The following is a 12,681-nucleotide window of genomic DNA, read 5'->3' on the forward strand; positions in this document are numbered from 1 at the left end:
TATCATGTCACGATTTTTTATTCACCGCCCTATTTTTGCATGGGTTATTGCAATATTAATCATGCTGTTGGGCGTCATATCGGTTATCAATTTACCGATTGAACAATACCCACGAATTGCACCGCCTACCATTAGTGTTAATGCAGTCTATCCCGGTGCCAACGCTGAAATTGTAGAAGATTCAGTTGTTCAAATTATTGAGCAGCAGATGAAAGGTTTGGATGGCTTGATGTATATGTCATCCTCAAGCTCTTCAAGTGGTACGGGTTCGGTAACTCTAACTTTTGAAAATGGCACAAATCCAGATACCGCTCAGGTTCAGGTACAAAACAAGTTGCAGTCTGCCATGAGCGCCCTTCCTGAAATAGTTCAGCGACAAGGCGTTAATGTCACTAAGTCATCTAGTGGATTTTTGATGGTTCAGGGCTTCGTATCAGAAGATGGCTCAATGGACAATGTTGACATTGCTGATTATGTTGCTTCAAATATCGTGGATCAAATAAGCCGCGTTGAAGGGGTTGGGGATGTCCAGCTTTTCGGTTCGTCTTATGCGATGCGTGTTTGGCTAGACCCTGCCCGCCTTCGTGGGTATAAACTTGTGCCTAGCGATATTGTTCAGGCAATTCAATCACAAAACACTCAAGTTTCTGCCGGTCAATTAGGTCAAGCACCCGCTGACACTGACAATCAGGTAATCAACGCCACGGTCAGTGTGCAAAGCTATTTGCAATCACCAGAAGAGTTTGAAAATATTTTATTAAAAACTGATAATACTGGCGCACAAGTACGTCTAGGCGATGTTGCAAAAGTTGAAGTGGGTAGTGAGAACTATGGTGTTATCTCACGTTATAATGGCTATGATGCCTCTGGTTTTGGCATCTCATTAGCACCCGGCTCTAATGCTCTAGACACTCGACAACTTGTTGAAGAACGCATGGCGGAGCTGGAACAGAATTTCCCAGCAGGTCTAAAAACAGTCGTACCCTATGATACAACCCCCTTTGTTAAACTTTCTATTGAACAAGTAGTCAAGACCTTAATCGAAGCTATTATTTTAGTATTCTTAGTCATGTTCCTGTTTTTACAGAACTTTCGTGCGACGATTATTCCCACCCTTGCTGTTCCTGTCGTTCTTTTAGGGACATTTGCTGTCCTATATGTTGCCGGTTTCAGTATTAACGTCTTAACCATGTTTGCTATGGTATTGTCCATTGGTTTGCTTGTTGATGATGCTATTGTTGTTGTAGAAAACGTCGAACGTATCTTAGAAGAAGACGAAAATATCTCTGTCAAAGATGCCACTATTCAGTCTATGGGCGAGATTAGTAAAGTCGTTATTGGCATCGCACTTATACTAGCTGCAGTCTTCGTACCTATGGCATTCTTTGGTGGGTCTACAGGTGTTATTTACCGTCAGTTCTCTATTACCTTAATTACCAGTATGGTACTGTCTGCAGTGGTAGCGTTAATTTTTACTCCAGCATTATGCGTGACTTTACTTAAACGTGAACGCGATAAAGAAAAAGGTAAGAAAGGCTTTTTTGGTTGGTTCAACCGTGTATTTGATAAAACCAGTCGCTCGTATGAACGTATTATAGGTAAGAGCATCAACTTAAAATGGCTTTATGTTATTGCTTATGCTGCTATTATTGCGGTTATGACCGTGGTATTTTTGAGAATACCTGGGTCGTTTTTGCCCGAAGAAGATCAGGGCATTATGATTACTTTGGTTCAGTTGCCAGCTGGATCAACCCTTGATCAAACGCAAGATGTACTGGATAAAGTAAATGATTATTATCATTCTCAAGAAGAAAATAATGTTAATTCAGTATTTACCGTAGCAGGGTTTAGTTTTGCAGGTCAAGGTCAGAACATGGGACTTGCCTTTATACGTCTATCTGATTGGGAAGGTCGTGTTGGGGAAGAAAACACTGCCCAAGCGGTTGCACAAAGAGCCATGGGGTATTTCTTCACCCAACTTAACGAAGCTCAAGTCTATGCAATTGTACCACCTGCTATTACGGAGCTTGGAAATGCGAGTGGTTTTGATTTAATGATTCAAGATGTTGAAAACATAGGTCACGATCAGTTGCTTCAAGCGCGCAACCAGTTATTAGGTATGGCCTCTCAAAGCGATCAAGTTAAAAATGTTCGTCCTAATGGACAAGAAGATGCGCCTCAGCTGAAGGTCAATATTGATCAAGAGCAAGCAGCTGCGTACGGTCTGCCTATGCCAGCGATCAATAGCGTAATATCTATTGCATGGGGTTCTACTTATGTGAACGACTATATAGATAGAGGCCGTATTAAGCGAGTATTTGTGCAAGGCGAGCCAGAAAGCCGCACTAACCCCAGTGATATCCAAAAATGGTTTGTGCGTAATAATACTGGTCAGATGATATCATTTGATGCGTTTTCTAACAGTGAATGGCGCTATGCCTCTCCCCGTCTAACACGATACAATAGCTTCCCTTCCATGAATATCCAGGGTGAAGCTGCTCCTGGACTAAGTACTGGTGAAGCGATGTCTGCCATGGAGCAAATGGTCGATCAGTTGCCCGAAGGCGTGAGTTTTGAATGGACAGGTTTGTCTTTAGAAGAACAGAAGTCGGGCGCACAAGCACCTATGCTATATGCTCTATCAATTCTTGTTGTGTTCTTATGTTTGGCTGCGTTGTATGAAAGCTGGTCAATCCCCTTTTCTGTACTATTAGTGGTACCATTAGGGGTGCTGGGTGCCGTATTATTAACGTGGTTTAAAGGCTTTGATAACGACATATACCTTCAGGTCGGTTTATTAACCGTTGTAGGTCTGTCTGCTAAAAACGCTATTCTTATCATTGAGTTTGCCAAAGAGCACCAAGAAGCTGGTAACTCTCTAAAAGATGCTGTTATGATTGCTGCACGTCAACGTCTACGTCCAATTATTATGACGTCATTAGCATTTGGACTTGGTGTTGTACCGTTATTTATTGCAAGTGGTCCAGGGTCGGGTAGCCAAAATGCTATTGGTACTAGTGTTCTTGGTGGTGTAATAACCGCAACGTTACTTGGTATCTTTTTTATTCCAATGTTCTACGTTTGGGTACGCTCTATATTTAAAATTAAAAATAAAGATATTGATAACAATAGTGGTGACAGCTCTAATAGCAACAGTAGCAACAGTGGTAATGGTAGCAACAGTGGTAATGGTAGCAATAGTGAAGGTGACAAACGCCACAATGAGGCTACGCAATATGATACTAAGGTGGTCGTATCACCCGAATCTGCTAATTTTGGAGATAATACACAATGATGACATTTCCAAATATAAAAACTAATCTAATAGGTCGAACTGTGAATACAAGTACAATATCAATGCCCAAAAAAGTGTCACGTATATTCGGTCTTTCAGCTATAGTGATTGCGCTAAACGCGTGTCAAACTATCCCTACTATGAATACCGATACGGCCGTTGCGCGTCCGAATATTCCCTTAAACCCAGGTGAGGGATATGAAGTTTATGGAAATCGCCAAGTGCCTTCAAGTTTAGCCAGTGTACGCTGGCAAACTTTTTATACTGACCCAAAATTAAAACAATTGATTGCGCTTGGTCTTGAAAACAATAAAGACATTAAGCAAGCCATACTGGCCATACAAAAAGCTCAGGCTCAATATCGTATTTCTGATAGTTCAGACTTACCTTCTGTAGGATTAGAAGGCGGATATTCACGTGGTGCGAGCAATATCCGCGACCGTAATCCAAGCGATTCATATAATGTAGGCTTAGGATTAGCAAGCTACGAGCTAGATTTTTGGGGTAAGATTTCAAGTTTAAAGGAACAAGCCTTACAAAATTATTTAGCGACGAGTGCCGCTAAAGATACCGTACAGACAAGTTTAATAGCGAATATTGCCAAAAGTTATGTATCTTTAAGCTATCAATTAAAGCAATTAGAGCTCGCCACCAAAACGTTACAAAGTCGTGAAGAGTCTCTACGTATCACTCGTGCACGTCTCAACGCCGGTATCGATTCCAAAGCTCCTTCTCTACAAGCGGCGGCTTCAGCTGAAACTGCTCGTATAGCAGCATTGGATGCTCAAAGCGGTGTACTAAAAGCTAAAAATGCCCTTAAATACTTGATAGGTGCGCCATTATCTGACGATCTATTACCCGATCCAGCAGTAAGCAAGATTGCTACTGATACCATTATGAGTGCAGGCCTACCAAGCGACTTACTGCTTTATAGACCAGATGTGTTACAGGCTGAATACCGTTTAAAAGCTGCAGGTGCTAATATTAATGTTGCCCGAGCTGCCTATTACCCCACTATAAGTTTGACTGGAAATTTAGGCTATTCTAGTGGGGATTTATCAGACTTATTTAAGAGTAGCGCAGCGAGCTGGTCATTTGGACCTTCAATTAATCTGCCAATTTTTGACGCTGGTCAACGTGATGCAAACTATGATGTTGCCCAAGTTGAAAGACAACAAGCGCTCGCTGAGTATGAGTCCACCATTGAAACTGCATTTAAAGAGGTGAGTGATGTTCTGGCAGACAGAGCCACATTAGATGCAAGAACAGCGTCTCAATACCGTCAACAAGAGAACTATAATGAAATCTTTAATATCTCTGAAGCGCGTTATATTGCACAAGTAGATGACTATTTGAGTGTTCTAGATGCGCAGCGTTCTTTGTTCTCAACGCAGCTCTCTATTTTAAGTTTAGAGCAGGAACGATTGTTTAATCAGATTGAGTTATATCAAGTGCTTGGTGGCGGTGCTAATTTAGGTGAGCCTAAAGCAATACCAACGCCACAAAATACAAATCTAATAAATATTTTGAACACCCAAACTGATGAGCAAAAAGCAATAGATGCTGTCAAAGCTGCGAGCGCACCTAAGCTAATCTCAGCCGAAGAAGCAGATGTTATTGAATCCGCTCAACCTGCAACGTTGTTCACGTATAGCGAAGCTGCGCCTGTAGACTTAGATGGAGATAGACAAGCTGAAGCGGTTGTTGCCGATGTCGAAATAATCACACCGCAAGCTAATGACATCACGCCTTATGAACCTAGTTCTACAGCTGATGGGTACGTTGTTTTACCTGCAGAATAATCGTTATATATTTATTAAGATAGCTGTATAAATAGTTATCTAAACCACGAGATAAATAGGGCCTGTATTTGGCCCTATTTTATTTGAAAATATATGTACAGGTATAACAAGTACGAATAAAAATTATAAAAAAACGGTGTAATAAGATACTGGTAGTGAAAATCAACCCGAAAATAATGTAGTGGGTTAAAGATCAAGGAGATTCAAATTAGATTTATGCATTTTAAATGATAGATAACTTTAATATAAATAGTTTAAAAAACATTAAATTGAAATAATTAGGATAAATACGTTAAGAATCGTAGACAGTTTAATCCGGTACATCATAAGTCACATTATCCGGACTTACCCCAAAAGAAAACACAAAGGTTGCTACCAAACTGTTAATAACAATAAAAGGTATGTCTAAATGAGCATGATCCAACACAAATCGTCCTAATAAGGCGGATACAATTAACATAAAAATAAAGAATATTAGCATGTAGCGTATTATCAGAGGATGCTTTAGTCCATAAGGTTTTTCAGGCTTTGGGTTTTTGTCGAGTATATGAGTCCTAACGCCCCACCCAGCACCATATGCCAAACCACCCATAATTAGATAACCAAGAAACTCCATAGATAAATATCCTAAATGTTATTGTGGTTCAGTATTTTGAGCAGGCTCAATACTAATATTGCTGTCATGAATGTAGCTCTTATTATGAATTGAGGATTTTGAATGCACAGAACTATGAGAACCTTTTTCTGGTTGAATTTTATCACAATCGACTTTAAAAACAGTGTTGGAAGCATTAAGAATATATATCAAATACTGGCTGTCTAATAGTGGATTAATATTTGCATAAGAATCTGTAACATGACCTAATACAAAGAATCTATCAGAGCGCCCGACCATACTTGTTACATTATTAGGATCGATATCAAAATACTTTTCAGCATCATTGATCGGTATTAGGTCTAAAGATGCCGGATCATCCCAAACTCTTCCAGTAGCGGATATCGATGCTCTCATTTGCATCGTCACATCATCACTGTTCACATTGACCTTAATTTGCGCAGGTCCATTTGGCTTTAGTGTTGAGTAGCAGCCAGAAAACACCATGCTATTACTTTCAGGTTCACTGCAACTTGTATTTAATGCAGTTAAGCTGATAACAACTATAGTAGATATCAATTTATTATAGATATTCAATATAGATTCCTATTATGTTTTATAAGTCATTGATGATAAGACGCTATGATTGATATCTCTCTCGATCTGCCGTATATATAAAATTTAATAGAACATAGCTATTAAATATATAAGAATTTCGGATCATAGATGCCGTTATTATATTAGAGTGTGTCATTGATAATAAATACATTATTATAGCAAATCGCTCTTACTGTTATTTGAATGTTTAACCATTTTTATAAGCTGTATCTTTGATATAATGAACGTTACTAAATCGTCTTTTAATATCCTGTACTAATTCATTTATCGCTAGTGAGCTCTTATGTCCGTTCTAAATCCTAAACCTAATACCACTATCGCTTTCACTGATGGCGCATGTAAAGGCAATCCTGGTCCTGGTGGGTGGGGCGCCTATCTGGTATTTAGTGATGGCCGAGCCGAAGAGCATTATGGTGGTGAATCCCATACAACCAACAATCAAATGGAGTTAATGGGTGCCATTAAGGCTCTTGAAAAAAGTCCAAATAATCAACTACTGGAAATATGGACTGACTCAAGCTATGTAAAAAATGGAATAACCTCATGGATTAAAGGTTGGAAAAATAAAGGCTGGAAAACGTCTGGTAATAAACCTGTTAAAAACAAAGAGCTTTGGCAGCGACTCGATGAATTACAGCGTAATCGTGACGTCAGTTGGCACTGGGTAAAAGGTCATGCGGGACATGAAGGTAATGAAAAAGCTGATGAGCTGGCCAATCGGGGTATTTCAGCTTCTTCAGAATCGAATATCGATGCCTCTGTATCTACCCTTACTGATTCACAAAACAACCAAAAAAAACTAAATAATTCAGACTCTGCCCTACCCTCTACCAACACCTCTATTACTAACCATTCTACAAGTTCTTTTAATACTATGACTAATTCGCAAAATGACATTTCCAATCAAAAACCCATCCAAGGCCATGTTCAAAGTAGTGGGTCTGAAAGTGAAGATTGGATCTCAGGAGATCCGCTAGGTTTCGATGAGTTAGCAGACACAAATATAGCAGATCAAATGAATGCTGATGACATGACTTTAGTCTCTGAACCTGAACATATACAACCAATACAACAGGTTAAATCGGTACAAACTACCCTGCAAGTAAAGTCAGCTGAAGAACCAACTAATATTGAATTTGACGGCGATACAAGTCGAGCAAACCCTGGGTTCAAGCCATTATTACCCGAACCTATAAACCGTGGTCAATCCGGTCGGCAACTTATCATGGATACTGAAACAACGGGGCTTGATGCGCTCAAAGGTGATCGTATTATTGAAGTCGGTATTGTCGAGTTAATTGGCCGTAAGTTCACGGGTGAAAAACTTCATGTTTATATTAATCCTCAGCGCGGTATGGATGAAGATGCCATCAGAATTCATGGCATTTATGAAGCATTCTTAGCGGATAAACCAACCTTTGATAAAGTCGCTCATAAGTTATATGAATTTATGTATGGTGCAGAAGTTATCGCTCATAACGCGCCGTTTGATATTAGCTTTTTATCAATGGAGTTCGCTAAAGTAGGTTTAGACGACTTTACAGATGTGATTAAAGTGACGGATTCATTAGTCATGGCCAAACAACAATACCCTGGCCAAAAAAACACCCTCGACGCTTTAGTACGCCGTCTAAATGTGGGTAAAATGGATCGTACTTTCCACGGGGCTTTATTAGACTCTGAGATATTAGCAGAAGTTTATTTAGCCATGACAGGCGGGCAAGTTACCCTTGCAATTGATGAAGACATTCAATCTGAAGGATCGAACTCACATGAAGATTTTAGTCAATTGGCCTCGCAGATTTTAGCAGCTCCTTCGAATCTTAAAGCACATGTTGCATGGGTTGCAGGTCTAGTTAAAGACCATCCACAACTATTAGAGGTACAGGATGTGGCTTATTTAACTGAAGTTAATGACGCTAATGCGAATAGTTCTTTTTCTGTCTTGCGTACTCAGCTTACTAATACATTAAAGATGACATCTGAATCAAATATTGATGAGGAATTAAATTATAACAACCCACCTATCTTAGAAAATGCTTTATTTATTGGTTGTTAATGGTTCTTTTTAATACTTATTAAGTGTACTAGAGACTTAGTAATGTTTAAATCTACCTTTTTATGGACTTAATATCTAAAAATTCATTTTTAAATACATTTAAATAATTTATTTGATAGCAATTAGTAAGTACAAAGATTGATAGTTAATATTGGTAGTTAGTATTGTTAATTGCTATTAAAATTTACTATTGATTGTTAGTATGAATAGTTACTATTGTTAATGATTAAAGCACGCGTTTAATGTTAGAATTTAAATTGTTTTTAATATTAATATACTAAGATAGTATTATATTTATGCAATATTTATGCAAGATACACTTTAGGTACGTTTAATTATACTAAGTTTAATTTTAAAGCGTTCGATCTTAAATAGCATTTAATTTAATAAGCATCTAATTTAAGAAAATTTAATTTAAAATACCCTTCAATTTTAGGTAGCATACGATGACATTGACAAAAGAACCGTTAAGCACTCAAGCAATAAGTGTCACTAATTTTGATTTGTCTTCATTATATTTGCTTAGACCTGAAATAACTGTCACCTTAAAAAATGCGGAACGTCATTTAAGTGAATTTAATGATAATGAAGAGCAAGCGCCATTACTATTAGATTCATTAGCTATGCTCAAACAGCTTGCCGAGGTGCTAAAGCTCATATCTTTATCAGGTGGCGGAGAACTTGCCGAACTGTTATCAGAATCGATGCAGCGACTATATGACATCGGTGAGAACACAAATGAGCCATTAATTATGGCGACCTCTCAAGCAATTATGACGTTGAATCGTTATATAGAATTTGTGCTGTTGTATGAAACTCTAGAACCAAGTTTGTTATTACCTGTAATTAATCAGCTTAATGATATTATCGGTAAACAGCCGTTAAGTTTAGATAATTTAATCACTTATGATTATAGTCACGTCTCCCTTGCGAACCCTGCACAAAACTTTAAGTCTTTGGCGAGTCTCGATCTAGACTCAGAGCTCTTGAGTACGGTTTATCGTACTGGGCTTAACGTTATTCTAGCCAACGACAATAACGAGCTTAATGCTAAAGATGCAGAAAAACTTAATGCCATGTATCAATCCTGTGCTCATGTGGCAGAAAGGTCACACTCACTGTTTTGGAGAGCAGCTGCAGCAGCTACTTATCAGATTCAAGAATTACTACCTTTACCGAGCGAACATAAACACATTTTTATATTTTTGGACCAACAGTTCCACAATTACTTGCCAGCAGATGATAAGCGCTTTGCTGACTTAGTCAGTTTCGCCTGTTTACGCAATCATGAATTGGCAATTGAGCTTAGAAAACAGCTCGACGCCAATACCTTAACAGACTCACAACGAGGACAGTTAAGAAAGTTTATGTTTGGCCCTGATCAGGACATTACCAATACTTTAAACAATATCATCCAAAGTGAAGTTAGTGATATTAAAAGCCAAGTTAGTAATTTGGTATATGACAACAACGTCGATACAGGTTCAGCGATCAAACCTGATGACGTGAACCCTATTGTGGCTAAGCTTAAGCAGTTAGCGTCTACTATGCGCATGCTATCTTTGAGCAATGCGGCCAAAGAGCTTGATGAGAGTGCGTTAATAGTGGGTAAATGGACGACGCCTAATCTATCGGATCTAGATGCTTTACTAAATAGACTAATGACTACTGAAAATGCAGCGATAAATCTTTCTAAAGCGCACACACCAGGGTCTCAAATTCATCCTTTTAATAATGAAAACATATCCATTTTCCAACTTGATACCGCCTATCACTCGTTGGTCGATGAAAGTCGTAAACTCTTATCCCTTATAGAACATTCAATTAGTAACTTTATGGATGACATTACCAATCCTAATAAGGATGTCGATGTATTAAAAGACGTGCCTGGACAGCTTAAACAAGTTGCCGGAGCATTAAGTTTTTTAGAACTTACCGATGCTGCTAATGTAATCAATCGATTGTCTAATTATATGAGTGATGCGCTATATATTGATCATAATATTATAGAAAATGATGAAAATGCCAACTACCGCAAATACGCTAAAGTAGCGGATGTCATACTTGCTGTTGATCATACATTGAGCGCATTACAGAAAAACCATCCCGTTGGCAATCATGCTATGAACGTTGGCAATGAAAGCCTTAATAAGCTGATGACTCAACTGGCGGCTTAAATCATCTTGTCTCGTTGCACATGACCGTTTTGAAACTTATGTGTCATTCACGTGAGCTTATTATTAATGAATTACGATCAAAGGTTATCGCTGGTTAATTTTTATACTGTTTAATTTTGTTTATGTTTAATTTATAAAATAGCTATAGTCAAAGAAATCTAAAACGGTTACAAGGCAATCGAGTGCAAGTACTATTATAGTAGGGCGAGCGAGGTTAACACCGTAACCGTTTAGCATTTTGCTGACTATATGCCGTGCTCCTATTAGCCGCCATATCTTTTTAGCCGTAGCTATTCTATGTAATCCCTAACCTATTTTATAATTAAGTATTTCGTGTTTAATGAAATTAAGCCAAGGCACCCATGAGTAATACTCGATTAGACAACCTTCCTATTTTATTTAAACGTCTAGAATTAGTAAAACTTACACAGCAACAGCGCAATATCATTTCTATGATTGATGCCGAATTGCCTCAAACTCAATGCGGCCTGTGTGATCACTCTGATGGCTGTCTGCCTTATGCGGCAGCAATCGTTGTAGATGACGAACCGCATAACAAATGCGTGCCTGGTGGTCAGCCTGTGACAGATGCAATTACAGGTATACTAGGCCGCCAATCGCTTAAAGCTCGCGAATCACAGTGGCCTGTAGATCCTGTCACACAGCGACCGGTAGAGGTACGCGCGGTTATACGAGAAGATGATTGTATTGGTTGTACAAAGTGTATACCTGCATGTCCTGTCGATGCGATAGTAGGCACAGGCAAGCACATGCATACTATATTTACTGATCTTTGTACAGGTTGTGAGCTATGCTTACCTCCCTGTCCTGTTGACTGTATTGACTTAGTTGAAGTGCCTAGAGCCGCTGAATTAGAATCTCCTGAAAGCCGCTCCCTTGAACAATCTCACTTACGTAAGCGGTATCATACCCATCTAAATCGAGTCGCTAAGCAAATGGCGGATAATACCAATGCAAAGCCAGTGACGAGTATGGTTGAAACCAAGCTTGGGAATGCATCAATCAATCATTTGAATATCGACGCTGATGAAGCTAAGAAAACCATAGCGTCAGCCAAGCTACGCACTAAAATAAAAAAACTCGAGAAGCAGCTTAGTGTTAGAGCGAATGAGAAAAAACAGAGCGAGCTTAATAAGCTAAAACAAGAATTAAATGCGATAACAGATTAATTTAAGTAAGGTTTAACTGTCCTTTTAATCAGATCAATTTTATGATTAGAATATTTATTTATAAATAGTCCCGATTCCATCAAGATCATCCATACTAAAAACTAAAAATATAAAACATATTAACTCACTACTTTTTGACCTAATAAATCCTTATGAGCCTGACTGTAAAGCATAAAACAGCCCAAACACCCCCATCAAGGCGGCTACCAAATCGCAATGTACGTCTATTTTTCGATAAGCTTTCTGCAGCTATCGAAGAACCTGTAACCGAACTTGAATATAACAATAACTTTGAGCTACTTATCGCTGTTATACTCTCTGCACAGGCTACTGATGTGAGTGTAAATATAGCGACTTCGAAGCTATTTAAAGTAGCTAATACGCCTGAAGCCATCTTAGCATTCGGTGAAGACGGCCTTAAAGACTATATCAAAACGATTGGCTTATATAATGCTAAAGCTAAGAACATTATTAGAACGTGCCAAGATTTAATAGATAAACATAATAGTCAAGTTCCAGATAACCGTAAGGATTTGGAAGCACTGGCGGGAGTCGGACGAAAAACGGCTAATGTTGTATTAAATACTGCTTTTGGGCAGCCAACGATGGCCGTGGATACGCATATATTTAGAGTCAGTAATAGAACAGGCCTTGCTACCGGCAAAACGGTATTGGCCGTTGAAAAAAAATTACTTGAAAGAGTACCTGATGAGTATATCTTAACCGCGCATCATTATTTGATTTTGCATGGCCGCTATACCTGCCAAGCGCGTACCCCAAAATGTGGTAAATGCCCCGTTTACGACGAATGCATGTTCAAGAATAAACAAGTTTTTGCTACACAATAACATGCTTAATGTTTGTATAATCCTAATGTGTTAAAATCTGATATCTAATATACCTCCATTTCAAGCCATAAAATTTAAGCTTAAAATATAAGTGACT

The 12,681-nt window shown here is 38.6% G+C and carries 8 protein-coding genes; 6 read left to right on the forward strand and 2 right to left on the reverse strand.

Annotated elements, in window-relative coordinates:
• The first annotated feature begins 4 nt into the window (after window positions 1-4).
• Window positions 5-3,295, forward strand: coding sequence for an efflux RND transporter permease subunit (locus tag AC2SLP_RS04270; protein ID WP_486535388.1), 3,291 nt, complete (start codon window positions 5-7; stop codon window positions 3,293-3,295).
• A 41-nt stretch (window positions 3,296-3,336) separates the two neighbouring features.
• The gene (locus AC2SLP_RS04275; protein WP_486535389.1) at window positions 3,337-5,097 is read left to right on the forward strand and encodes an efflux transporter outer membrane subunit; all 1,761 of its coding nucleotides are present in this window, start codon (window positions 3,337-3,339) and stop codon (window positions 5,095-5,097) included.
• A 310-nt stretch (window positions 5,098-5,407) separates the two neighbouring features.
• Here AC2SLP_RS04275 and AC2SLP_RS04280 read toward each other — a convergent pair whose 3' ends face one another.
• Window positions 5,408-5,713: a hypothetical protein gene (locus AC2SLP_RS04280; protein ID WP_486535390.1), complete on the reverse strand. Its 306-nt coding sequence runs from the start codon at window positions 5,711-5,713 to the stop codon at window positions 5,408-5,410.
• A gap of 18 nt (window positions 5,714-5,731) precedes the next feature.
• A complete protein-coding gene (locus AC2SLP_RS04285) occupies window positions 5,732-6,289 on the reverse strand; it encodes a hypothetical protein (protein ID WP_486535391.1) in 558 nt (185 codons plus the stop codon).
• Between the two features lie 304 nt (window positions 6,290-6,593).
• Here AC2SLP_RS04285 and dnaQ point away from each other — a divergent pair, with 304 nt between their 5' ends.
• The 4 genes from dnaQ (at window position 6,594) to nth (ending at window position 12,584) form a co-directional block, all read left to right on the forward strand.
• Window positions 6,594-8,369 (forward strand): DNA polymerase III subunit epsilon, encoded by a 1,776-nt coding sequence (gene dnaQ / locus AC2SLP_RS04290; RefSeq protein ID WP_486535392.1) that lies wholly within the window; start codon window positions 6,594-6,596, stop codon window positions 8,367-8,369.
• A 446-nt stretch (window positions 8,370-8,815) separates the two neighbouring features.
• Window positions 8,816-10,546, forward strand: a complete 1,731-nt coding sequence (locus AC2SLP_RS04295; RefSeq protein ID WP_486535393.1) for a hypothetical protein — start codon at window positions 8,816-8,818, stop codon at window positions 10,544-10,546.
• A gap of 362 nt (window positions 10,547-10,908) precedes the next feature.
• Complete coding sequence (locus AC2SLP_RS04300; protein ID WP_486535394.1) at window positions 10,909-11,736, forward strand: RnfABCDGE type electron transport complex subunit B; 828 nt, start codon at window positions 10,909-10,911, stop codon at window positions 11,734-11,736.
• 152 nt (window positions 11,737-11,888) lie between these two features.
• Window positions 11,889-12,584, forward strand: a complete 696-nt coding sequence (gene nth, locus AC2SLP_RS04305; protein WP_486535395.1) for an endonuclease III — start codon at window positions 11,889-11,891, stop codon at window positions 12,582-12,584.
• Window positions 12,585-12,681: the final 97 nt, after the last annotated feature.

This window comes from Psychrobacter sp. CX21 (assembly GCF_057396255.1).